The sequence below is a fragment of the Pseudomonas sp. NEEL19 genome (assembly GCF_028751975.1).
GTDB lineage: Bacteria > Pseudomonadota > Gammaproteobacteria > Pseudomonadales > Pseudomonadaceae > Aquipseudomonas > Aquipseudomonas juntendi.
The window spans coordinates 4,797,070-4,821,726 of record NZ_CP081491.1; the positions used below are offsets into that span (position 1 = coordinate 4,797,070).

Below are 24,657 nucleotides of genomic sequence, written 5' to 3' on the forward strand. Positions count from 1 at the left end.
GTCGCGAAAGGGGGCGCAGCGCCCCCGGGATTTTCGCACGACCGCAAGATTGTCGGGGCCGCTGTGCGGCCCTTTCGCGACACAAGGCCGCTCCTACAGGTATCGCGCCGCTGCGAATATCAGCGCATTAGCGCAGCCAGCCCATCGAGCAAGCGCTGCAATGCACCTTGGTTGGCCTGCATCACCGCCCTGCCCGCCGCACCCATGCGCTGGGCATCCTGCGGTAACTCGACCAACCGCCGCACGGCCTCGGCCAGCCCGTCGGCATCGTCCACCTGCTGCAACGCCCCTGCCTCTACCAGCATTGCGCTGATTTCGAGGAAGTTGAACACGTGCGGCCCCATGATCACCGGCAAGGCCAGTGCTGCCGGCTCCAGCGGGTTATGCCCGCCGGTCGGCACCAGGCTGCCGCCCACGAAGGCGATATCGGCCAGCGCATACAGAAACAGCAATTCGCCCATGGTGTCGCCCAGCAATACCCGGGTTTGTGCGTCGACGGGCGCGCCAGTGGAGCGGCGAACGGTGCTGAACCGTTCGCTGCAAAGCGCATGCACCGCATTGAACCGCTCAGGGTGGCGCGGCACCAGGATCAGCAAGGCATCGCCATGCACGTGCAACAACTGCTGATGCGCCTGCAGCACCAGCGCATCCTCCCCCTCATGGGTGCTGGCAGCAATCCACACCGGGCGCTGCGTAGCGCCCCATTGCTCGCGCAACACCCGAGCCCGTGGCAACAGCTGCTCATCGACCTTCAGGTCGAACTTGATCGAGCCGGTCACCTGCACGCAGTGCGGGCGGGCGCCCAGCTCACGAAAGCGTTGCGCCTCGGTTTCGGTCTGCACGGCAATCAGGTTCATCTCCGCCAACATCGGCCGCGTCAGCCTGGCAAAGCGCCCATAGCCACGGGCCGAGCGCGCAGAGAGGCGGGCATTGGCCAGTGCCACCGGAATACCGCGCTTGGCGCACTGATGAATATGGTTGGGCCACAGCTCGGTTTCCATGATGATGCCCAGTTTCGGCTGCACATGGTCGAGGAAGCGCCCCGCCGCCCACGGCAGGTCGTAGGGCAGATAACAGTGCTGCACACGGGGTTCGTCGGCGAACATGGCGCGAATGCGCTCGGAACCGGTAGGGGTCATGCAGGTGAGCGTGATCGGCAGTTGCGGGTAGGCCTTGAGCAAGGCGCGCACCATAGGCGCCGCGGCAATGCTTTCGCCGACCGACACCGCGTGCACCCAGATACCGCCCTGGCGCATGGCCGGCAGCCTGAAGGCAAACCGCTCGCCGATACGCTGGCCATAGGCCGGCGCCTTGCGTGCGCGAAGGTACAGGCGCAGCGCGACCAGCGGCAGGCCCAGGTGAAAGAGCAAGGTATAGAGGGTTCTGTTCATGGCAGCGGAGTTTACCCGATCGCGCGCAAGTGCACTGCAAAGCGCTCGGCCAACCATTGCGCAGCAGGGCCCAGGGGTTCATCACGGCGCCAGGCCAGTTCCGCCACCAACGCCGGTGGGCGCCACTCACTGTCCAGCTCCACCATGTGCGTCTGGTATGTGGGGTACTGCACGACATGCCGTGGCAACCAGGCCCAGCCCAGGCCGCGCATCAACAGCTCCGCCAGGACGTAGAAGCTGTCGGCACGCCACACCTGCGGGCTGATGGCCTCGCCACCGGGGTAACCGCTTTGCTGCGGGGTGATCAGCAATTGACGATGGCGGGCCAGCTGTTGGCGAGTAACCCGGCCACGACCCGCCAGCGGGTGGTCGACCGCACAGACCGTGACCATTTCCACGCTGCCCAGGGCGCGCCGCTCCAGGGTTGCCGGGATGCTCTCGTGGTGAAAGAACAGCCCCAGGTCGGCGCGCCGCTCGACCAGTTTGCGCGCCACATCACCCTGGGCCCCGCTGGCCAGTTGCACCTCCAGCAGCGGAAAGCGGCTGGCCAATTCATCGAGGCTGTCAATCACCGGCTGGTAGGGCATGGCTTCGTCCTGCGCCACGCGCAGCAAGGCCTCCTGCCCGCGCATCAACGCCAGCGCACGGCCATCCAGGCGTTCGCACTGGCGCAGCAGTTCACGGGCATCTTCCAGCAGCGCGCTGCCGTTTTGCGTCAGTTTCGGCTGCCGGCCACTGCTGCGCTCGAACAGGGTGACGCCCAGGTCGGTTTCCAGCAAGGCGACCGCGCTGCTGATCGCCGACTGGGCCTTGCGCTGTTCACGGGCCACGGCAGAGAACGAGCGCAATTCTGCAACGCGCACAAAGGTTCGCAGTTGTTCGAGGTTCCACTGCTCGGCCATTGGCCTATCTCCAAAATTGATAGGTAATGACTTTACCGCATCCAGGTTGAGCCTAGAATGCCCGCCAGAACCGGAGGATCCCACCATGAATGCCTACACCTATCTCGCCATTGCCATCTGCGCCGAAGTCATCGCCACCGCTTCGATGAAAGCGGTAAAAGGCTTGAGCACGCCGTTGCCGCTGCTGCTGATGGTGGTGGGCTACGGCATTGCGTTCTGGATGCTCACCCTGGTGGTGCGCAGCATTCCGGTGGGTATTGCCTATGCCATCTGGTCGGGGCTGGGCATTGTGCTGATCAGCGTGGCGGCGCTGGTAATCTACGGGCAGAAACTGGATGTGCCGGCGATGCTGGGGATGGCGATGATTGTCGGCGGGGTGGTGGTGATTCAGCTGTTCTCCAAGACCACCGGGCATTGAGCTGTGCCCCGCGAGGCAAGCCAGCGCCCACGGGGTAGCACTGGCCGGGTTTGCCGGCGGTAGGGCCCGCTGGGGGATACCCTGTATACTTGCCAGCTGTCCCAGTCTTCGAGGTACCGCCATGCCATCTGCCATTTCCACTGACGTGCTGATCGTCGGCGCCGGGGTCGCAGGCCTCTGGCTCAACGCACGCCTGCGCCGCATGGGGTATTCGACAGTGCTGGTGGAGCGCGCCAGCCTTGGCGGTGAGCAGACTATCAAGTCCCAGGGCATTATCCATGGCGGCACCAAGTACGCCCTGCACGGTGCCCTGACCGGCGCGTCGGAAGCCATTGCCGACATGCCGCGCCGCTGGCGCGAAGCCTTGAGCGGCAGCGGCGAGCTGGATCTTGCCGGCACCCGCCTGCTGTCCGATGCCCACTACCTGTGGTCGCCAGGCACCCTGGCCGGCAACCTCACCAGCTTCTTTGCCAGCAAGGCCGTGCGCGGCCGGGTCGATCAGGTAAAGGGCGAGCAACTGCCACCCGCCCTGCAAGACCGCGCGTTCAAAGGCAAGGTCTACCGCCTGGCTGAACTGGTCATCGACGTGCCCAGCCTGCTGGCCAACCTGGCCGAACTGGCAGGTGACAGCCTGCTGGCTGGCGAGCACATCGAACCGCTGCGCGAAGGTGAAGAACTGGTCGGCCTGCGCGTGGACGGCCGTGACATCCGTGCGCAACGCATCGTACTCAGCGCCGGCGCCGGCACCGCCGACCTGCTGCATGCCGTGGGGCTGCAGCAGCCGGCCATGCAAACCCGCCCGTTGCACATGGTGCTGGCCAAAGGCGCCAACCTCAAACCGCTGTACGCACATTGCCTGGGCAGTGGGCCAAAGCCCAGGGTCACCATCACCACCCACCCCGCGGCCGATGGCCAGTGGGTCTGGTACCTGGGTGGCGACCTGGCCGAAGCCGATGGCGTCGCCCGCGAGCCCGCGGCACAAATAGCCGCCGCCCAGAAGGAAATCGCCAGCCTGCTGCCTTGGGTCGACCAAAGCCAACTGCACTGGGCCACACTGCGGGTCGACCGCGCAGAACCGGCACAGTCCGGCCTGGTACGCCCGGACAACGCCTTCCTCGCCGAGCAACACCGCCTGCTGGTGGGCTGGCCGACCAAACTGGCGCTGGCACCGGACTTCAGCGACCGCGTCATCAGCCACCTGCAACGCGACGGGATCCGCCCACAGGCGCATGCCGAGCTAGGCGACCTGCCTCGGCCGGTGCTGGGTGTGCCGGCCTGGGAGCGCCTGCTGCCATGAGCCTGCCCACCCTGCACGGTTTGCACCGCCCGCTGGGCAGCACCGGCTTTCAGGTTTCGCCACTCGGCCTGGGTACGGTCAAGCTGGGCCGCGATCAGGGCGTGAAATACCCCAATGGGTTCACCATCCCCAGCGACGACGAAGCCCGCATGCTGCTGGCCCAGGCCCGTGAACTGGGCATCAACCTCATCGATACCGCCCCCGCCTATGGCCGCAGCGAGGAACGCCTGGGCCCGCTGCTGCGCGGCCAGCGCGACGCGTGGGTGATCGTGAGCAAGGTCGGGGAAGAATTCGACGACGGCCAGTCACATTTCGATTTCACCGCCGCCCACACCCGCCGCTCGGTGGAGCGCAGCCTGCGCCGCCTGGAAACCGACCGCATCGACCTGGTGCTGGTGCATTCCGACGGCAACGACCTGGCCATTCTTGAACAGCAAGAGGTGTACCAGACGCTGGCCGCGCTCAAACAAGAGGGCAAGATCCTTGGCTACGGCCTGTCCGGCAAAACCGTCGCCGGCGGCCTGAAAGCCCTGGAGCAAGGCGATTGCGCCATGGTCACCTACAACCTCAGCGAGCAGGCAGAACGGCCGGTGCTGGACTACGCTGCCGAGCACGGCAAGGCCATCCTGGTGAAAAAGGCGCTGGCCAGCGGGCACCTTTGCCTGGCGCCGGGTGTCGACCCTGTGAAGGCCAGTTTCGAACTGCTGTTCGCCCACCCGGGCGTCAGCAGTGCTATCGTCGGCACCATCAACCCGTTGCACCTGGCCCATAACGTGGCCACCGTTGCCCGTATTCTGGGCCAGCACTGAGTTACCCACGGCCCCTGGGCCTGGAAACTGACCCGACGCAAGGAGGAGCCTCGTGGCGCGAACGCTGATCCGCAAGAACCCGAGCAACTTCAAGACACTGCCATTGCACGTCGAGGCGAGCGCCGAAGGGCTGATTTACCAGAGCATCGGCATGCCGCTGAATTTCGCCCAGACCCAACAGCGGCGCAAAGCCATCGAACTGCCCGACCCGCAGCGCTTCGTGGCCGAACTAGCAAACCTGGGCGTATCGGTGCGCCTGACGCTGCATTGGCAGAACCGCGATTACTGGGTGCTGGTGCGCCAGCGCCGGCAAGACCGGGGCGATGTGGTACTGAAACTGATTTCCGGCTACGTGCCGGCGCAGGAGCTGAACCTGCCCCTGCATACTGCCGTGCAGGAAGTAGCCGAAGAATGCCTGCTGGAAACGCCGGAAGGCTGGCTGGGCGGGCGCTTCAACGACACCTGGCTACCCGTCCCCTACGCTGCCGCCCTGCACTACCGCGAAACCCCGCACTTCGTGCTGGCCCCGCAATCCGGTGCCGCCCGGCCCGTACACTGTGGCCAGCTGCCCCTGCTGGAGCGGCCGCGGGCCTATGTGCACTTGCCCACTGCGTCGTTGCAACTGATCTATGACATGCGTTTGCAGGTGCCGCGGGACGCCAAGAAACTCAGCTTGTTCCACGTTGACGAGCGTTTGGAAGGCGACCAACTGGTGGCGAGGCTCAACCGCAAGCGCCCTGACCTGTACCTGATGCCGTTGCAGGACGGCCAACCGCTGGCAGAGCTGTACACGTTGAAGAAGGACGAATTGGTGCCAGCGAGTACGCGCGGCCTTTACCTGGCCGAAAGCTTTGCCAAGCAGGAAGGTTGGGTAGTGGCGGACGAGCGGGTGCGCTGGAGGGATTGGGTCAAGCAGCAAGGCCTGGTGGAAAGCAAGCCGGCGCGGGCCTCACGCCTGCAACGTTTCGGCGACAAGGCGCGGGCGTTGCTGCAGCGGGCGCGCACCTCACTTCACAAATAAGATTCTGAAGCCTGCGTGGCCCCTGTAGGTGCGGCCTTGTGTCGCGAAAGGGCTGCGCAGCAGCCCCAGCTATTTGTGCGTTTGCAGTGGAATCCTGGGGCTGCTACGCAGCCCTTTCGCGACACAAGGCCGCTCCTACACAGGCCAGTGAACGATCAGTGCTTGCGGATCTTCTCGACAATAGCCGTGGTCGAGCTGTTCTCGACCAGCCCCAGCACCTTCACGGTGCCGCCGTAGGCCTTGACGATGTCGGCGCCGACCACCTGGTCGATGCCGTAGTCTCCCCCCTTGACCAGCACATCCGGCTTGACCTGGCTCAGCAGGTTCTCCGGGGTACCCTCGGAGAAGCTGATCACCCAGTCCACCGCACCCAGCCCGGCCAGCACGGCCATGCGCCGGTCGACGCTGTTTATCGGCCGGCCCGGCCCTTTCAGGCGGCTGACCGAAGCATCGTCGTTGACGGCCACGATCAGGCGATCGCCTTGGGCCCGCGCCTGCTCCAGGTAGGTTACGTGCCCGGCATGCAGGATATCGAAGCAACCGTTGGTGAAAACGATTTTCTCCTTGTGCGCCCGCGCGTCATCGATGGCCAGCAGCAGCTGTTCCAGGCCCAGCACACCGCGCTCGGAGCCTTCCTCACGCTGGATCGCACGGCGCAGTTCAGGGGCGCTGATGGCGGCGGTACCCAACTTGCCGACCACGATACCTGCCGCCAGGTTGGCCAGGGCCACTGCGTGGGGCAAGTCCTCACCGGCGGCAATCGCGGCGGCCAGGGTGGAGATGACGGTATCGCCAGCCCCGGTAACGTCGAACACTTCGCGCGCCCGCGCCGGCAAATGCAGCGCTGGCTGGCCAACGCGCAGCAGGGTCATGCCGTGCTCGCCACGGGTGACCAGCAAGGCGCCCAGATCCAGGTCCTGAAGCAGCTGCAAACCCTTGGCGACCAGGTCGCCCTCATCGACGCATCGACCTACGATGGTCTCGAACTCGCTGAGGTTGGGGGTGATCAGGCTGGCGCCACGGTAGATGGAAAAATCCTTGCCCTTGGGGTCGGCCAGCACCGGAATGCCCTTGCCCCGGGCCGCCTGGATCAGGGCCTGGTGGTTTTTCAGCGCACCCTTGCCGTAGTCGGACAAGACCAGCACCTTGACCCCCTCGAGCAGGTTGTCGACCTCGCTGGCCAGCGACAGCGGGTCGGTGGCGAAGGGCTCTTCGAAATCGATACGCAGCAGTTGCTGGTGTCGGCTCATGACCCGGAGCTTGACGATGGTCGGCTGGTGGGCAATGCGCTGGAACACCGAGCGCACACCGGCAGCCTGCAGGCTGTTGGCCAGGCTGTCGGCGGCCTCGTCCTGGCCGGTGACGCCGATCAGCGACGCGGGTGCGCCCAGCGCGGCAATGTTCAAGGCAACGTTGGCCGCACCGCCGGGGCGATCCTCGATCTGATCGACCTTGACCACCGGCACTGGCGCCTCGGGCGAAATACGCGAAGTACCGCCATGCCAGTAGCGGTCGAGCATGACATCGCCGACCACCAGTACCGGGGCTTGATCGAAACGCGGCATGGACAACTTCATGGGCAACCCATATGGAAATAATGAACAGGGGCAGGATATTAGCACAGGGTCGTCAATGGCTTTACGGCCAGATAGCCCATGGAAAATTCCCGTGACAATCGGGGCCATGACGGCCCCGATCAAGGAGGGTTCAGGTGATGTCGGCCTTGGCCGGCTCATCCAGGCCCATGGCATGCAGGCGGGCATAATGGCCATTTGCCGCAAGCAACTCGGCATGGGTACCGCGCTCCACCAACCGGCCCTGATCCATCACCAGGATCTGGTCGGCCTTCTCGATGGTGGACAGGCGATGGGCGATGACCAGCGTGGTCCGCCCCTGCATCACGTGGTCCAGCGCCGCCTGGATATGCCGCTCGGACTCGGTGTCCAGGGCAGAGGTGGCCTCGTCGAGAATCAGCAGTGGGGCGTTTTTCAGCAGTGCACGGGCAATTGCCAGGCGCTGGCGCTGACCGCCGGACAGCAGCACGCCGTTTTCACCCACTTCAGTATCGAAGCCCTTCGGCAGACGGTCGACGAACTCCTTGGCGTAGGCATCGGCCGCAGCGGCTTCGATGTCTGCGCGCGGGGCGCCGGCCAGGTCGCCGTAGGCGATGTTGTTGGCCACGGTGTCGTTGAACAGGGTGACATGCTGGGTCACTTGCGACACATGGCGGCGCAGGTTGCGCAGGCGGTAGTTCTCGATCTCCACGCCATCGAGCAGAATCTGCCCTTTGCTGTGGTGATAGAAGCGCGGGATCAGCGCAGCCAGCGTCGACTTGCCACTGCCCGAGCGGCCAACCAGGGCGATCATTTGCCCGGGCTCGGCAGTGAAGCTGATGTCGCTCAGCACCTCGCGGTCGGTACCGGGGTAGGTAAAGCTGAGGTTGCGCACTTCCAGGTGCCCTTCCACGCGCTCCTTCTCGACCGTGCCGGTGTCCAGCTCAGGGGCTTCGTCCAGTTGCTCGAAGATGCTTTCGGCACCTGCAAGGCCCTTCTGGATGGTCGAGCTGACTTCCGACAACTGGCGAATCGGCTTGGGCAACAGGCCGGCAGCAGTGATGTAGGCGACCAGGTCGCCGGCGGTGGACTCGCCCCGCAGGAACAGCACCAGGAACATCAACGCGGCCATGGCGGTGTAGATAACCAGCTGCAACACCGGCGTGTACAGCGAACCGGTCTTGGTCATGCGCAGCTGCTTGTCGGTGTTGCTCAGGCTGGCCTTGCCGAAACGCTGTTCCTCATAGGCCTCGCCACCGAAGCTGCGGACCACGCGATAGCCCTGGATGGTTTCAGAGGCAACGTGGGTGACGTCGCCCATGGCGACCTGGATCTTCTTGCTCTGCTTGCGGAATTTCTTGCTGGCGACGCTGACCATTACCGCGATGACCGGCAGGATGGCGACCATCACCAGGGTCAGGTGCCAGTTCATCCACAGCAGGTAGGCGAACAGGAACACCACGGTCAGGCCTTCGCGGATCACTACCTTGATGGCATCGGTGGCAGCGCCGGTAACCATGGTCACGTTGAAGGTGATGCGTGAAATCAAGTGCCCGGAGTTGTGGTTGTCGAAGTAGCGGTTAGGCAACACCAGCAGTTTGTTGAACAACTCCACCCGCAAGTCGTGCACCAGGCACAGGGAGACCTTGGCCAGGAAGTAGTTACCAAGGAACGAGCCCAGGCCTTGCCAGGCGGCGATCAGGATGATCAGCAGCGGCACGGCCTGAAGCAATTGCAGGTCGCGCAGGTACGGCACGTTGGGGAACAACACCGCTTCGGGGTTGCTCAGCCCATCGACGAAATATTTGAGGATGCCGGCCAGCATCGGCTGGGTCGAGGCGAAGATCACGAAACCGATGATGCTCAGCAGGAAAATACCGACGTAGGGTTTCACATAGCCCAGCAGCCGGAAGTAGATCTTCAGGCTGGATGTGTGCTCCGCCGGTCGCGGTGTTTCGGCCATTATCAAGCTCGCTGTTCAGGTTGAACCGGAAATTTTACCACAGGCGTCATTTTCGGCACGCCCCCATGGCAGCATCATCGCAAGGCCGAGCTACAGGGCTGTGTGGGCGAACCTGTTTCCTACCCGATGAATCGAAGACACCATGCATGGTGCTACCGCATTATTTTCGGCATTATTGCCGGTCATTTTGCTCGCCAGACGACAAGGCCCTATTCATGCAATGCTCGCGGCTCAACCAGGTCGACTTCGACCAGCTGACACACGGCGCCCAGGTGCTTGAGGCAGACAGCCATGGCGCCAAAGTCTACCTGCTCGCAGATGGTAATTTCCTCAAGGTTTTTCGTAGAAAACGTCTGATTTCATCTGCACTGCTGCGCCCCTACTCGCAGCGCTTCGTCGACAACGCTGCGCGCCTGGCACAACTGGGCATTCCCACCCTCGAGGTGATCAGCCAACACAAGCTCGACATGCCAGGCCGCACCGCGGTGCTGTATCGCCCTCTGCCGGGGCGCACCTTGCTGCAAATGTCTCGGGATGAAGGTTTCAGCTGGGATATCTACCTGCCGCGCCTGATCGAACTGATCCGCCAGTTGCACCGCAGCGGTGTGTATTTCCGCTCGCTGCACCTGGGCAACGTGGTGGTAACCCCTGACCAGCGCCTGGGCCTGATCGACGTAGCCGACATGCGCTTCCTGCGGCCGCCGCTGTCAGCGCGCATGATCCGGCGCAACGTGCAGCACATGGTGCGTTACATAGAGCGGGAAAACCTCGGCGAGCGCTTCCCCCTCGCTGCATTCGAGGGCGCCCTGCTCGCGCGTTGAGGTCAGCCGAGACATCGCTCGGCCAGCATCAATCGACGTTGTCGGGGGGGGGCTTGCTGCGGGCAATCGCGGGCATGAGTGCGTTGTTACTGTACAAAAACGGTAATACCTGCGCCGATCAAGGCCCCGGCCACCAGCGTCAATGCCAGCTTCATCCGGTCACGCTGACGGCGCTTGGCCTTGCGCTCCACTTCAATGGGCAGGGTCACGTGATTGCCAAACCCAGTGTGCAATACTGCATCACCTTCCAAGGTGACCGCTGTCAGATTTAACTCGGCATAACGCCGGGAAAGCGCCTTTTCTCCAGCATAGGCGGCAAATGGCGCACAGCGCTGGTAATCGCTCAACCGCCGCAGGCCGGGGTTCAACGAAAACGCCTGCCATTCGGCCTTGTCCGACAACAGGGGGTAGCACGGCACGCCGGCGATCACCTGACGATCCCCGAGGTGAATGTACGGGCTGTGCACGGCCAGGTCGTGGGCATGGCTGCGCAGCCACACCTGCAGCAGGTTGGGGCTGGCAGCCAGAATGGCCTGCGAGTCCTCGACGAAGCCTTGGCGATAGAAGTGCCAATCGTCCTCGCAGTGGAAGATGTAAGGCGTCTTGACGTGGCTGTAGGCCAGGTCGATAGACGCTAGTTGGCCTAGCTTGGGCCGGTTGACGAACACCTTGCAGTGCGGTTTCCAGTGCTCTGGCACAGCGTCATGCACGGCATCGTCACCTGAATCTTCGGTGATGAATACCTCGCGTATGGGCGCCGTGTTGTAGCGATCGAAACTCTCAAGGGTGTCTTTGAGCAGGTCGAACCGCCCACAACTGGTCACGACAAGCGTGACATCACTCTCATTTGAAAAGCGCACCGGACTCCCCCCGCGTTGCGACTGTCGGCTTTCAACGCCCGTTCCTGGGCGCCAAAGCTCTTATGTTAGAAGCCCAGCTTCAGGCGCAGCCGCTGCCATGCTGATAATGGCGGGCGGGGCCTGAGCGCTGGGCGCATGTGCTCGACGATGCTACGGCCTACAGCGCCGAAGCTGAAACGGGAAACCGCCAGATGGCGGCCGTTTTCGGCAATCTGCCGCGCCAGCTCAGGCTCGGCACGCAAGCGTCGCAGCTTGGCCTGAAGGGTCGGGATGGTGTCATACAACACCACGTTGTGCATGTCCTGTAGACCCAACGCACGGTTTTCCTGCTCGCCCTGGTCATAGGCCAGCAGTACACAGCCGCAGGCCATGGCCTCGAAGTTCTTGATCATGTATTCGCCCATGCCGACATCGGCGCTGACGAAAAACCGGATTCGGTTGAGCGTGTTGCAATAGTCTTCGCCCGACTTGGTGCGGGTTACCAGCAGGTCCTCGACCTGCCCCAACTCGTCCAGCAGCGCCTTGCGGCCGCTGTACGCCACGCTGTTGACACTGCCGACGAAGGCCAGTTCGATATCGCGCTCGCGCCCTTGGTCAGCCAGCAACTGCTCGTCATAACCCTTGGGCACGAATACCGCATCGAAGCCTTCCTGGCGCAGGCGCTCGCTGACCATGTAGCCAGAGCTGATCACACGCGCCCAGGGCAGTTGCCGGTAGTGGGCGCTGAACTTGCCGGTGTACTTGCACGGGATGTAGTTCTGGTAGGCGTCGTGCTCGAGTATGACCAGGTTCGGCACGGTACGAATGAACGCGACCTGGCGGATTTCCTGCTTGAAGCGCAGAAAGAAAACAATGCGGTCATAGCGCTCGACCTGCACGTGGCGCTTGAAGTAGCGGCGCAGGTTGCGTTGGTCTTCGCTGGTCAACCAGCGCAGGTCGCATTCGCAGTTGGCCGCGACGCCGTCGTACAGGCGATCCAGGATCGCGCGCTGTTCCTTCTGTACCAGAAATAGGACTTTCATCATGTTCCTTGGGCGCTCTGCGCCAACGCGGTCAGTTTTACAGCTCACGCCGCCAGAACAGCTCATGCCGGCGCACCGCCTTGCGGAAGAACTCGTTCTCCCCATAAGGCGACGGGCGGCGACCGGCCAGCCACCGTTGCAGCAAGCGGCGCAGGCGACGCTTGAAGGGGGCTGGCGGTTGCAGGTCGTGCATCATGCCCAGCGCCATCGCCTTGTCACGCTGGCTGGCAAGGTCCAGTACCAGGCTGCAGGGGGCCCAGGCCTGATCCGCGCTCAACTGCGGCGGCAACGCCACGCCGTCACCGCTATCGCCCATTGGCCAGCGATCGTTGTCATGCAGGTGGTTGGCGTAGCACAGCAGGGTCTGTGGCTTCCAGGCCAGCCCCTGCAAGGCTTCGAGCACCGCGGCCCGGGCGCAGACGTGATCGGGGTGCGGGTCCAGCTGGGGGTGCGGCAGCACCAGCACTTCGGGCCTGGCCAACTCGAGCACAGCCCGCAAGTCGGCCAACAGGTTGTGCCAGGTAGGGGCACCGTCCTGGTCGGCGGGCAGCGGGAACGGGTTGAACTGGCGGAACGGGCGGATATCGGCCATGTCGGCTTCACGAGACACCGCAGGCCGATCGGGCGCCGCCTGCATGGCAGGCAATTGCAGGCAGAAGTAGCCCAACTGCACACAACGAGACTCCGCCACCCCGGCCCAGCGCGGCACGGTAATGCTGTCCCAGGCGCGCAGGCGACCTTTCAGGCGAGCGGCTTCGGCCTTGCCCAGGCCCATCTGCCGATAATGCTCGGCCTCGATTTCACCGGCGGTCAGCGTGACCACCCAGGCTTCCTGCGCTTGGCTGTACAGCCCGTAGGCGGCCAACTCGGCGTCATCGGCATGGGGGGCAATCACCATTACCCGCCGCCGTTGCAGTTCGACCGCCGGGGTTATCCACAAGCGCGGCTGGCCCAGCAGCCGGCAATGCCGGCCACGCAAGCGCAGTGTGCCGGCCTGCAGGGGCGCGGCCAGGCCGGTGAGGTTGAGATAACGCAAGCCGGCGACACCGCGCTCGAAGGTTTGCTGGTCAGCCTGCTCGCCCGCCAGCAGTTCGACCCGCGGATCGAGAAAACGCCCCAGCCAACTGCTTTTTATGTGCAGTTCGAGCACCAGGGTTTCCCCGCCCTGCAGCACGCAGTCGGCCTTGAGCAGACCGGCCTGCAAGCGCGCGGCCACGGGCCGGGTGTGCTCCCCGAAGTCGTAGGCGTAATCTTCGCCCGGGGTGTAGAACAGATGGTCGGCAAACCACGCCTCATGCGCAGCCCACAGCAGCGGCAACAGCAAAAGCGGCAGCCACCACCAGGTGGCCAGGCCCAAGGCGACCAGCCCGGCCAGCCCAGCCAGCAGCGCCAGGCGTTTGTTGCGCCGGTGGCGCTTGAGCAACTGCTGCTTGCGACTCATGCCTGGTACACCGGCACGGGGTTGCACCAACGCTCCTTGTACTCGCGGTCGGCACGACCGAACGAGAACCGCAGCGGCTTGTTGCGCGCTCGGGCATCGTCCCAGGCCGCCTGGGTGTTGAGGAAGCTCAACACGCTACCTGGGCTGAAGGCCTTGGTTTCGGGGTCGACACCGCCGTTGATGTACTCCACGCTGACCCACTGCGGTGCCTCGACGCGGTACACCAGCTGGATCGCTATCGGCTTGCCGTCCAGCAGCAGTACCGAGCCGATCAGCAGCTCACGCAGCCGCTCCAGCACATCGGCCATGCGCTCGGCACCGGTGGCCGGGAAGCCCCAGCGGCGCTGGAACAGGTCGCAGTACATGCTGGCGATTTCCTGTGCGCTGAACGCGCTGATCGGGCGCACCACCCCGCCCGCCTCTTCCAGCAGGCGCAGCTCGCGGCGCTGGTTGTAGCGGAATTTCTTCGACAGGTCTTCGTGCGCGCGGGCCATGGCCAGCTGTTCCTTCTGCACCTTGAGCCCGCTGAAGCGGCCCTGGTTCAGTTCGGACAGGTAGCGCACGCTGTGACGCAGCGGTGCGCCGGCATCGGGTGCGGCCGGCAGGATGATTTCGGCGTTGCCGAGGTCGAACAGGGCTTTCTTGCCGGCGCGTTTGAGCACGTCCTTGGACAGCGCCAGGTGGCGCCCCCAGGTCGCAATGGCGGCTTTCAGCTCGCCATTCTGGTGCCAGCCAAGGTAGCGCACGGGTATCTGCGCCAGGTCAGCCAGTTGCTCGACCACCAGCGGGTGAGTCGCAACACTGCCGCCAAAGCGGGCCCACGCCTGGGCATAGGCGTGGGCGTCGATCACTTGCCAGCCGCGTTCGCGCCAAGCCTGAATACGATTGAGCATCACCCCTGCCCCACCAGCGCACGCACCTGCGGCAGTTGCCAGAAAGCCTCGCGCACGGCCTGGTCGGAAAAGCGCTCACGCAGGCGTTGCAGCATGTGTTCGGCACAGGCCTGGCGCTGCTGCCCGTCGAGCACGGCCATATGTTCCAGGCCCTGGGCCAACTGCCCGGGGTCGCCCAGCGGGAACAGCACGCCAACGCCCTCGACCACCTCGCGGGCACCGCCACAGGCGGTGGCCAACACGGGCACCCCGGCTACCATGGCCTCGAGCAGGACCATACCGAACGGCTCATGGTCGGAGCTCAGGGCGAACACGTCGAAAGCCCGGAAGTAACGGCGCGCGTCCGGCACCTGGCCAAGGAAGTCGACCTGCCCGGCAATACCCAGTTCGCCAGCCAGGGCCTTGAGCTTGCCTTCCAGCCGCCCCTTGCCAAGGATCGCCAGCCGGGCGCCGGCCGGCAGCCCAGGCAGTGCCTGGGCAAAACCGCGCAACAGCGTGGCCTGGTCCTTGTCCGGGTGCAGCCGGCCGACATTGCCGACGATCCATGCCTGCGCATCCAGGCCCAGCGCCTGCCGCGCCTCGGCGCGCGGCACCTGGGCCGCCTGCAGGGCCTCGATGTCGATACGGTTGTACAGCGTCTGGATGCGTTCGGCCGGCCACTGCGGCAAGCAACGACGCATGTCGTCGCGTACGGCATCCGACACCCCGAGCAGGCTCAGGCGTTTGCCGAACAGGTTGGCGAAAATGCGCCGCCCCTTGCGCTGATAGTCACCAAAGGCATGGTGCACGCCGATCACCGGCAGGCCAGTAGCCAGCAACGCCACATAGATCGGCTTGAAGCGGTGGGCGATGCAGAACGCAAAATTGCGCTCGGCCGCAATCCGCCGCAGGGCGCGGATCGCGCCGAGCTTGAGACCACGCACGGCCTTGGAGCTGAAGCCCAGGAACAACACCTCGTCCGAGGCGCAACCCGCCGCTACTTGCGGGTCGGCGGCACCCGTGAGGAACACCGTGGTCACCCGGTAGCCACGGCCTTGGAACAGGCTGGCGTACTGACGGGCACAGTCCAGAAACGGCCCGTCATAGCCATGGCAGAACTGCAGGATGCGCGGTTCAGAGCGGCTGGTCATAGGCGGCAGCGCCGTCCTTCACAACTAGGATGTCTTCCATGATCAGGTATTGCAGGTCCGAGCCGAAGAACATGTTCAGGGCGTCGGTCGGCGAGCAGATCATCGGCTCGCCACGGCGGTTCAGCGAGGTGTTCAGCGACACGCCGTTGCCGGTCAGGTCTTCGAGCGCCTTCATCATGTCGTAGTAGCGCGGGTTGTACTCGCGCTTGAGCACCTGGGCACGCGAGGTACCGTCCTCGTGGACCACCTCCGGCACACGGGTTTTCCACTCTTCAGCCACTTCGAAGGTGAAGGTCATGAACGGCGCCGGGTGATCGACCTTGATCATCTGCGGGGCGACAGTGTCGAGCATCGACGGGCAGAAAGGTCTCCAGCGCTCGCGGAACTTGATCTGCTCGTTGATACGGTTGGCGACGCCCGGCACACTCGGGCAACCGATGATCGAACGCCCGCCCAAGGCGCGCGGGCCAAACTCCATGCGGCCCTGGAACCAGGCCACCGGGTTGCCATCGACCATGATCTTGGCGATACGCTGCGGCATGTCGTCGAGCTTGCGCCACGCCGGTGCATTCGGGTGCCGAGCGCAGGCAGCGATCACGTCCTCGTTGGAATAGGACGGGCCGAGGTAGACGTGCTCCATCTTCTCGACCGGTACGCCACGGGCGTGGGACACGTAGGCCGCAGCGCCAACCGCAGTACCGGCGTCGCCGGAAGCCGGCTGCACGAACAGCTCTTTGACATCCGGGCGGGCGATGATCTTCTGGTTGAGCTTGACGTTCAGCGCGCAGCCGCCGGCAAACGCCAGCTTGCCGGTTTCGCGCAGGGTGTCGCCCAGGTAGTGGTCGATCATCTGCAGGGCGATCTTCTCGAACAACGCCTGCATGCTGGCCGCGTAATGGATGTACGGCTCGTCGGCGATATCGCCTTCGCGCTTGGGCCCCAGCCACTCGATCAGCTTGGGCGAGAAGTAGAAGCCCTTGCCCTTTTCTTTATGGCGGCGCAGGCCGATGACGTTGGCGTATTCGGTGTTGATCACCAGTTCACCGTTCTCGAAGCTGGCCAGGCGCGAGAAGTCGTATTTGCTGGCATCGCCATACGGCGCCATGCCCATGACCTTGAACTCGCCATCGAGCATCTCGAAACCAAGGAACTCGGTAATGGCACCGTACAGGCCACCCAACGAGTCTGGGTCGAAGAATTCCTTGATCTTGTGGATCTTGCCGTTTTCGCCGTAGCCAAAGAAGGTGGTGGCGTACTCGCCTTTACCGTCGATGCCGAGGATGGCCGTTTTTTCCTTGAAGCCCGAACAGTGATAGGCGCTGGAAGCATGGGCCAGGTGGTGCTCGACCGGCTCGATCTTGATCTTTTTCGGGTCGAAGCCCAGTTGCTCCAGGCACCAGACGATCTTCTTGCGGTAGCGCTTGTAGCGGCGGTTGCCCATCAGGATGGCATCGAGGGCGCGATCCGGGGCGTACCAGTAGCGCTTGGCATAGTGCCAGCGCGCTTTGCCGAACAGGCTGATGGGCGCGAACGGGATGGCAACCACGTCGACGTCGGATGGCTTGATGCCTGCCTGCTCCAGGCAGAACTTCGCCGACTCGTAGGGCATGCGGTTCTTCGCATGCTTGTCACGCACGAAGCGCTCTTCTTCGGCGGCGGCAATCAGCTTGCCATCAATGTACAGGGCCGCGGAAGGGTCATGGCTAAGGGCGCCGGACAGGCCAAGAATCGTCAATGCCAAGGGATTAGCCTCTTCATTCGGTAGAGATGCGCCAGCGGCCGCTTGGGCGGGTGGCGACTAAAAGGCGGGATTATAACGCAAAGATCACGAACTGCGCGGTCGTTGTAGGAGCGGCCTTGTGTCGCGAAAGGGGCGCGAAGCGGCCCCAGTTTCTCAGCTTCGCGGCAGAAATTGCCGGGGCCGCTTTGCGGCCCTATCGCGACACAAGGCCGCTCCTACAAGGGATCGAGGTGCAGCCTACTCGGCGATCAGCCAGTCCATGCGGTAGCTACCGGCAGTCTGCGCCAGCTCCTTGGCCAGCCACGGCAGCAACTCCTTGAGCTCGTCTTCCAGCCCCCACGGCGGGTTGGCGATGGCCAGGCCAGAACCATTGAGCCCCTGAGGGCTGTCCTGATGGTGCACATACAGCTCCACCCGCAGCAGCTTAGGTGCGCCGGTGCTGGTCAGGTCCTGGTAATAGCGTGTCAACGAACGCTGGTCCTTGATCGGGTACCAGATGGCTGCAACCGTCTGGCGCATGCGCCCAATGGCCTCTTTCATGGCCGTGGTGCAACGCTTGAGCTCATCGGCCTGCTCGAACGGCGGGTCGATCAGCATGATCGCGCGCTTTTCCTGCACGGGCAGCAAGGCCCGGGGCACGTGCCAGCCTTCACCCAGGTGCACGGTAACGCGCGGGTCTTTCTTCATGTTCTCCTTGAGCAGCGGCCCGTCTTCCGGGTGCTTCTCATTGAGCAGGGCACGGTCCTGCTGGCGCATCAAACGCCGGGCCAGCTCAGGCGAACCAGGGTAGTAGCGCAGCTCGCCGTCGGCGTTCAAACGCTTGATGACGCGCAGGTAGTCAGCGGCCATGGCCGGCAGGTCATCGCGGTTCCACAGGCGGGCCACACCTTGCTGATACTCGCCGGTGCGGCTTGCCTGGTCGCCCTGCAGGTCGTACAGGCCAAGCCCTGCGTGGGTATCGATGTAGGCGAACGGCTGCTCCTTGCGCGACATCAGGGCGATGAGGCGGGTCAGCACGATGTGTTTGAGGACGTCGGCGTGGTTGCCGGCGTGGAAGGCGTGACGATAGTTCATGGCAACTCCTGCGAAGGCGGCAAGTTTACCTCGCCTTGCAGGCGGCGTCAGGCCTGGCTGTCGGTCGGCGGCGGCTTCTTTGCGGGCTTGCCCGCTCCCACACGGATCGCACTGGTTTCAGGTTCCGTGCAAACCCTGTGGAAGCAGGCGCCGCCGGCTCAGCGGGTATTACTTGTCAGCGTGGTACGCCGCATCAGCCGTCTCGAAGCGCTGCACCATCGCCTGCGAAGGGCTGCCCAGTTTGCTCACCACGAAGATGGCAATGCTCGCCAGCAGGAAGCCCGGGATGATTTCGTACAGGCCCCAGACATCGATCTGCTTCCACAGGATCACGGTCAGTGCACCGACCACGATACCGGCCAGCGCGCCGTTACGGGTCATGCCTTTCCACAGGACCGAAATCAGCACCACCGGGCCGAAGGCTGCACCGAAGCCGGCCCAGGCATAGGCCACCAGGCCCAGCACACGGTTTTCCGGGTTGGCCGCCATGGCGATGGCGATCAGGGCCACCGCCAGAACCATCAGGCGGCCGACCCACACCAGCTCACGCTGCGACGCATGCTTGCGCAGGAAGACTTTGTAGAAGTCTTCGGTCAGGGCACTGGAGCAGACCAGCAACTGGCAGCTCAGGGTGCTCATCACCGCCGCCAGAATGGCCGACAGCAATACGCCGGCAATCCAGGGGTTGAACAGAATCTTCGCCAGCTCGATGAACACGCGCTCGTGGTTTTCGGTAACCGGGCCAGCCAGATCAGGGTTGGCCGAGAAATAGGCGATGCCGAAGAAGCCCACGGCGCAGGTACCGGCCAGGCACAGGATCATCCAGGCCATGGAGATGCGGCGGGCGTTGGCAATCGACTTCACAGAGTCGGCCGCCATGAAGCGCGCCAGGATGTGTGGTTGGCCGAAATAGCCCAGGCCCCAACCCATCAGCGAGATGATGCCGATGAAGGTTGCGCCTTTGAACATGTCGAAGTTGGCCGGATTGACCGCCTCGATGGCCGCAAAGGTAGTGTCGAAGCCACCTGTGGAGATCAGCACGATCACCGGTGTGAGGATCAGCGCGAAGATCATCAGCGACGCCTGCACCGTGTCGGTCCAGCTCACCGCCAGGAAGCCACCCACGAAGGTGTAGGCGATGGTAGCGGCAGCGCCAGCCCACAAGGCGGTTTCGTAGGGCATGCCGAAGGTGCTTTCGAACAGACGGGCACCGGCAACGATGCCGGAAGCGCAGTAGATGGTGAAGAAAACCAGGATGACGATGGCGGAAATGATGCGCAGCAAGCCGCTATTGTCGTCGAAACGGCTGGAGAAATAGTCCGGCAGGGTCAACGCGTCACCGTTGTGCTCGGTTTGCACGCGCAGGCGACCGGCCACGAACAGCCAGTTCAGGTAGGCACCCACGGTCAGGCCGATGGCGATCCAGGCCTCGGACAGGCCAGCGAAGTAGATGGCGCCCGGCAGGCCCATCAGCAGCCAGCCACTCATGTCGGAAGCACCGGCAGACAGTGCGGTTACCACGCTGCCCAGGCTGCGCCCGCCCAGAATGTAGTCGGAAAGGTTGTTGGTGGAGCGATAGGCGGCGAAGCCGATCAGCACCATTGCCGCGATGTAGATCACGAAGGTGATCGTTAGTGGGTTGCCCATGTGTGTGCCCTGGCGTTTGTTTTTATCTCATGCACAACCGCAGCGTTTGCGGTTGCACCCAGGCGGCGAATGCTATGCAACAACGCAAAGTGGGTGCAACCATTTTTCATTTGTAAGTTGCACCTGCCCGTGCATTTTCCGACAAAGCCTATTTCTTGCCCCTTTTTGGAGCGAGAAGGTCGTTTTCGTGATTGGACCGCGCCAAAAACGACCCTTCGTCCTATCCGAAAATCACTGTCGGACGAGTTGCACCTTTTCCTCGAAAAATTCGGGTTGCACCTGGTTGCACCCGAATTGTCCTACAGCTAATCTTGGCGCCAGCTTAGGCCACAGCCGTGGCAATAACGAGGATAAGAAATGGCGACGACCACCCTTGGGGTCAAACTCGATGACCCTACCCGTGAGCGACTCAAGGCAGCAGCGCAGTCGATAGACCGCACGCCGCACTGGTTGATCAAGCAGGCGATCTTCAATTACCTGGAGAAGCTCGAGGGTGGCGCGACCCTGAACGACCTCAACGGCCATGCCGGCAGCCTGGCCGATGACGCCGGCGAGGTCCAGCCTGACCATGGTCACCAGTGCTTCCTGGAATTCGCCGAGAGCATCCTGCCCCAGTCGGTACTGCGCTCGGCCATTACCGCCGCGTACCGCCGCCCCGAGCAGGAAGTGGTACCGATGTTGCTGGAACAGGCGCGCCTCAGCGCACCGCTGGCCGAGGCGACCAACAAGCTGGCCGCCGGCATTGCCGAGAAACTGCGCAACCAGAAAAGCGCCGGCGGCCGGGCGGGCATCGTTCAGGGCCTGCTGCAGGAGTTCTCGCTGTCTTCGCAGGAAGGCGTGGCCCTGATGTGCCTGGCCGAAGCCCTGCTGCGCATCCCCGACAAGGGCACCCGTGACGCACTAATCCGCGACAAGATCAGCAACGGCAACTGGCAGCCGCACCTGGGCAACAGCCCGTCGCTGTTCGTCAACGCCGCCACCTGGGGCCTGCTGCTGACCGGCAAGCTGGTCAGCACGCACAACGAAGCCGGCCTCACCTCATCGCTCACCCGCATCATCGGCAAGAGCGGCGAGCCGATGATCCGCAAGGGTGTCGACATGGCCATGCGCCTGATGGGCGAGCAGTTCGTCACGGGCGAAACCATTGCCGAAGCCCTGGCCAATGCCAGCCGTTTCGAGGCCAAGGGCTTCCGTTATTCCTACGACATGCTCGGCGAGGCCGCCCTCACCGAGCACGATGCGCAGAAATACCTGGCGTCCTACGAGCAGGCCATCCACTCGATCGGCAAGGCTTCGCATGGCCGCGGCATCTATGAAGGCCCAGGCATCTCGATCAAGCTGTCGGCGCTGCACCCGCGCTACAGCCGTGCCCAGTACGAGCGGGTGATGGAGGAGCTGTACCCGCGCCTGCTGTCGCTGACCTTGCTGGCCAAGCAATACGACATCGGCCTGAACATCGACGCCGAGGAAGCCGACCGCCTGGAGCTGTCGCTGGACCTGCTCGAGCGCCTGTGCTTCGAGCCGGCGCTGGCTGGCTGGAACGGCATCGGCTTCGTCATCCAGGCCTACCAGAAGCGCTGCCCGTACGTGATCGACTACGTTATCGACCTGGCCAAGCGCAGCCGCCACCGCCTGATGATCCGCCTGGTCAAAGGTGCCTACTGGGACAGCGAGATCAAGCGCGCCCAGGTCGAGGGGCTGGAGGGCTACCCGGTATACACGCGCAAGGTGTACACCGACGTGTCCTACGTGGCGTGCGCACGCAAGCTGCTGGCCGTACCCGAGGCCATCTACCCGCAATTCGCCACCCACAACGCCCACACCCTGTCGGCCATCTACCATATTGCCGGGCAGAACTATTACCCGGGCCAGTACGAGTTCCAGTGCCTGCACGGCATGGGCGAGCCCCTGTACGAGCAGGTGGTCGGCAAGCTGGCCGATGGCAAGCTGAACCGCCCATGCCGCGTCTATGCTCCGGTGGGCACCCACGAAACGTTGCTGGCCTACCTGGTGCGTCGCCTGCTGGAAAACGGCGCCAACACCTCGTTCGTCAACCGCATTGCCGACCACTCGATCTCGATCCAGGAACTGGTCGCCGACCCAGTCGCCAGCATCGAACGCATGGGCACCCAAGAGGGCAGCATCGGCCTGCCGCACCCGCGCATCCCATTGCCGCGTGACCTGTATGGCAGCGAACGGGCCAACTCGGCCGGTATCGACATGGCCAACGAGCACCGCCTGGCTTCGCTGTCCTGCGCCATGCTGGCCACCGCTCACAATGACTGGAAAGCCGCCCCGCTGCTGGCCTGCGCCGCCAGTGAGGCGGCTGCGGTAGCGGTGCTGAACCCGGCAGACCACCGCGATGTGGTTGGCCATGTGCAGGAAGCCACGGTCGCCGACGTGGACAATGCCATCCAGTGCGCCATCAACGCGGCACCGATCTGGCAGGCGACCCCGCCGGCAGAGCGCGCCGCGATTCTGGAGCGTACCGCCGACCTGATGGAGGCAGAAATCCAGCCGTTGATGGGGCTGCTGATTCGCGAAGCCGGCAAGACCTTTGCCAACGCCATCGCCGAAGTGCGCGAGGCGGTGGACTTCCTGCGCTACTACGCGGTGCAGGCCCGCAACGACTTCAGCAATGACGCGCACCGCCCGCTGGGGCCGGTGGTCTGCATCAGCCCATGGAACTTCCCGCTGGCGATTTTCACCGGCCAGGTAGCCGCAGCCCTGGCTGCCGGCAACCCGGTACTGGCCAAGCCTGCCGAACAGACCCCACTGATCGCCGCGCAGGCCGTGCGCCTGTTACTGGAAGCCGGCATTCCGGAAGGTGTACTGCAGTTGCTGCCAGGGCGCGGTGAAACCGTGGGTGCCGGCCTGGTCGGTGACGAGCGGGTCAAAGGCGTGATGTTCACCGGCTCCACCGAAGTCGCGCGCCTGCTGCAGCGCAACGTCGCCGGCCGCCTGGACAACCAGGGGCGGCCGATCCCGCTGATCGCCGAAACCGGTGGCCAGAACGCCATGATCGTCGACTCTTCTGCGCTCACCGAGCAAGTGGTGATCGACGTGGTATCGTCGGCCTTCGACAGTGCCGGCCAGCGTTGCTCGGCCCTGCGTGTGCTGTGCCTGCAGGAAGACTCCGCCGACCGCGTGATCGAAATGCTCAAGGGGGCCATGGCTGAAAGCCGCCTGGGCTGCCCGGACCGCCTGGCAGTGGACATTGGCCCGGTGATCGACGCCGAAGCCAAGGCCGGTATCGAGAAGCACATCCAGGGCATGCGTGAAAAAGACCGCTCGGTCTACCAGGTCGCGATCGCCGATGCCGCCGAAATCAAGCGCGGCACCTTCGTCATGCCGACCCTGATCGAGCTGGACAGCTTCGACGAGCTGAAGCGTGAAATCTTCGGCCCAGTGCTGCACGTGGTGCGCTACAACCGCCGTAATCTCGACCAGTTGATCGAGCAGATCAACAACTCCGGCTATGGCCTGACCCTCGGCGTGCACACCCGCATCGACGAGACCATTGCCAAGGTGGTGGAAACCGCCAACGCCGGCAACATGTACGTCAACCGCAACATCGTTGGCGCCGTGGTAGGCGTGCAGCCCTTCGGTGGTGAAGGCCTGTCTGGTACCGGCCCGAAAGCCGGCGGCCCGCTGTACCTGTATCGCCTGCTGTCGACCCGCCCGGCCGACGCGATTGGCCGCCACTTCCAGCAACAGGATGGCGAAGGCAAGCCGGACCGTACCCTGCATGAGCAACTGGTGAAGCCGCTGCACGGTCTGAAGGCCTGGGCCGAGAGCAATCAGCTGGCCGACCTGGCCGCGCTGTGCGACCAGTTCGCTGGCCAGTCGCAGAGCGGCATCGCCCGCCTGCTGCCAGGCCCGACCGGTGAGCGCAACAGCTACACCATCCTGCCGCGCGAGCATGTGCTGTGCCTGGCCGACAATGAAACCGACCTGCTGGCGCAGCTCGCCGCGGTGCTGGCTGTTGGCAGCTCGGCGGTGTGGGCTGACAGCGAACCGGGCAAGGCCTTGCGCGCGCGCCTGCCGCGTGAGTTGCAGGCCAAGGTGAAGCTGGTGGCGGACTGGAACAAGGATGAAGTGGCGTTCGACGCCGTGATCCACCATGGCGACTCGGACCAGCTGCGTGGCGTTTGCCAGCAGGTGGCCAAGCGTGGCGGGGCGATCGTGGGTGTGCACGGGTTGTCCAGCGGGGATCATCAGATTGCGCTGGAGCGGCTGGTGATTGAGCGCGCGGTTAGTGTGAATACTGCGGCGGCCGGTGGTAACGCCAGCTTGATGACGATTGGCTGAGGCTGAGGGTTGTTGAGGAAAAGGGAGAGCTTTGGCTCTCCTTTTTTTATGGGTGCCCGCCTTGAGATTGGGGGTGGGCTGACAGGTGACCGACACAACATTTTCAGCGCCTGTGAGACCGAGCGCCGCCCGCGCGGCGCTTCGCGGGTAAACCCGCTCCTACATTTGTTTCGGGCCAATATTGCCTGTGCCGGACGCGCGCGACCGCCTTGTTTGCACGACGCGATATCGTGGCGGGCGCCAAGGCGTTCGCGCGCCAATCCCGCAGGAAATAATTGGCCCGAAACAAATGTAGGAGCGGGTTCACCCGCGAAAGGGCCCGCACAGGGATCCCTGCATTCTCAACCCATATCACCCATACCT

Annotated in this window: 18 protein-coding genes; 6 read left to right on the forward strand and 12 right to left on the reverse strand. The window is 64.0% G+C overall.

Annotation, left to right across the window (positions count from 1 at the left end; all coding sequences use genetic code 11):
- Positions 1-119: 119 nt before the first annotated feature.
- Positions 120-1,391 (reverse strand): lipid IV(A) 3-deoxy-D-manno-octulosonic acid transferase, encoded by a 1,272-nt coding sequence (waaA, locus tag K4A76_RS21365; protein WP_274411100.1) that lies wholly within the window; start codon positions 1,389-1,391, stop codon positions 120-122.
- Between the two features lie 11 nt (positions 1,392-1,402).
- Positions 1,403-2,293: a LysR family transcriptional regulator gene (locus K4A76_RS21370; RefSeq protein WP_009681339.1), complete on the reverse strand. Its 891-nt coding sequence runs from the start codon at positions 2,291-2,293 to the stop codon at positions 1,403-1,405.
- An 85-nt stretch (positions 2,294-2,378) separates the two neighbouring features.
- Between K4A76_RS21370 and K4A76_RS21375 the strand changes: the two genes are divergently transcribed.
- The 4 genes from K4A76_RS21375 to K4A76_RS21390 all read left to right on the forward strand — a co-directional run bounded on the left by K4A76_RS21375 (position 2,379) and on the right by K4A76_RS21390 (position 5,838).
- Positions 2,379-2,711, forward strand: coding sequence for a DMT family transporter (locus tag K4A76_RS21375; RefSeq protein WP_009681340.1), 333 nt, complete (start codon positions 2,379-2,381; stop codon positions 2,709-2,711).
- A 121-nt stretch (positions 2,712-2,832) separates the two neighbouring features.
- Complete coding sequence (locus K4A76_RS21380; RefSeq protein ID WP_009681341.1) at positions 2,833-4,008, forward strand: NAD(P)/FAD-dependent oxidoreductase; 1,176 nt, start codon at positions 2,833-2,835, stop codon at positions 4,006-4,008.
- Positions 4,005-4,817: an aldo/keto reductase gene (locus K4A76_RS21385; protein WP_029887211.1), complete on the forward strand. Its 813-nt coding sequence runs from the start codon at positions 4,005-4,007 to the stop codon at positions 4,815-4,817. Before K4A76_RS21380 ends, K4A76_RS21385 begins: the two co-directional genes overlap by 4 nt.
- Positions 4,818-4,869: 52 nt before the next feature.
- On the forward strand, positions 4,870-5,838 hold the full coding sequence (locus K4A76_RS21390) for a metal ABC transporter ATPase (protein WP_274411101.1): 969 nt from the start codon (positions 4,870-4,872) through the stop codon (positions 5,836-5,838).
- 155 nt (positions 5,839-5,993) lie between these two features.
- Here the strand turns inward: K4A76_RS21390 and hldE are convergent, their stop codons facing one another.
- Both hldE and msbA read right to left on the reverse strand, forming a co-directional pair.
- Positions 5,994-7,415 (reverse strand): bifunctional D-glycero-beta-D-manno-heptose-7-phosphate kinase/D-glycero-beta-D-manno-heptose 1-phosphate adenylyltransferase HldE, encoded by a 1,422-nt coding sequence (gene hldE, locus K4A76_RS21395; RefSeq protein WP_009681344.1) that lies wholly within the window; start codon positions 7,413-7,415, stop codon positions 5,994-5,996.
- Positions 7,416-7,545: 130 nt separating this feature from the next.
- Positions 7,546-9,354 carry a lipid A export permease/ATP-binding protein MsbA gene (msbA, locus tag K4A76_RS21400; RefSeq protein WP_009681345.1) on the reverse strand — a complete coding sequence of 603 codons (1,809 nt, stop codon included), beginning with the start codon at positions 9,352-9,354 and terminating at the stop codon, positions 7,546-7,548.
- Between the two features lie 215 nt (positions 9,355-9,569).
- Between msbA and K4A76_RS21405 the strand changes: the two genes are divergently transcribed.
- Positions 9,570-10,175, forward strand: coding sequence for a hypothetical protein (locus K4A76_RS21405; protein ID WP_009681346.1), 606 nt, complete (start codon positions 9,570-9,572; stop codon positions 10,173-10,175).
- 86 nt (positions 10,176-10,261) lie between these two features.
- Here the strand turns inward: K4A76_RS21405 and K4A76_RS21410 are convergent, their stop codons facing one another.
- The 8 genes from K4A76_RS21410 to putP form a co-directional block, all read right to left on the reverse strand.
- Entirely contained in the window at positions 10,262-11,035 is a 774-nt protein-coding gene (locus K4A76_RS21410) for a glycosyltransferase family 2 protein (protein WP_274411102.1), read from the reverse strand.
- A 65-nt stretch (positions 11,036-11,100) separates the two neighbouring features.
- Entirely contained in the window at positions 11,101-12,057 is a 957-nt protein-coding gene (locus K4A76_RS21415) for a glycosyltransferase family protein (RefSeq protein ID WP_029887216.1), read from the reverse strand.
- 37 nt (positions 12,058-12,094) lie between these two features.
- Positions 12,095-13,498 (reverse strand): PIG-L deacetylase family protein, encoded by a 1,404-nt coding sequence (locus K4A76_RS21420; RefSeq protein ID WP_274411103.1) that lies wholly within the window; start codon positions 13,496-13,498, stop codon positions 12,095-12,097.
- On the reverse strand, positions 13,495-14,391 hold the full coding sequence (locus tag K4A76_RS21425; protein WP_009681351.1) for an antimicrobial resistance protein Mig-14: 897 nt from the start codon (positions 14,389-14,391) through the stop codon (positions 13,495-13,497). The genes K4A76_RS21420 and K4A76_RS21425 overlap by 4 nt, the downstream gene beginning before the upstream one ends.
- Positions 14,391-15,521, reverse strand: a complete 1,131-nt coding sequence (locus K4A76_RS21430) for a glycosyltransferase (RefSeq protein ID WP_029887218.1) — start codon at positions 15,519-15,521, stop codon at positions 14,391-14,393. Before K4A76_RS21430 ends, K4A76_RS21425 begins: the two co-directional genes overlap by 1 nt.
- Positions 15,505-17,262 carry a carbamoyltransferase family protein gene (locus K4A76_RS21435; protein WP_054906200.1) on the reverse strand — a complete coding sequence of 586 codons (1,758 nt, stop codon included), beginning with the start codon at positions 17,260-17,262 and terminating at the stop codon, positions 15,505-15,507. The genes K4A76_RS21430 and K4A76_RS21435 overlap by 17 nt, the downstream gene beginning before the upstream one ends.
- A 237-nt stretch (positions 17,263-17,499) precedes the next feature.
- A complete protein-coding gene (locus K4A76_RS21440) occupies positions 17,500-18,336 on the reverse strand; it encodes a 23S rRNA (adenine(2030)-N(6))-methyltransferase RlmJ (protein WP_054914014.1) in 837 nt (278 codons plus the stop codon).
- Between the two features lie 168 nt (positions 18,337-18,504).
- On the reverse strand, positions 18,505-19,983 hold the full coding sequence (putP, locus tag K4A76_RS21445; protein ID WP_274411104.1) for a sodium/proline symporter PutP: 1,479 nt from the start codon (positions 19,981-19,983) through the stop codon (positions 18,505-18,507).
- Positions 19,984-20,340: 357 nt separating this feature from the next.
- Between putP and putA the strand changes: the two genes are divergently transcribed.
- Positions 20,341-24,294, forward strand: coding sequence for a trifunctional transcriptional regulator/proline dehydrogenase/L-glutamate gamma-semialdehyde dehydrogenase (gene putA / locus K4A76_RS21450; protein WP_274411105.1), 3,954 nt, complete (start codon positions 20,341-20,343; stop codon positions 24,292-24,294).
- Positions 24,295-24,657: the final 363 nt, after the last annotated feature.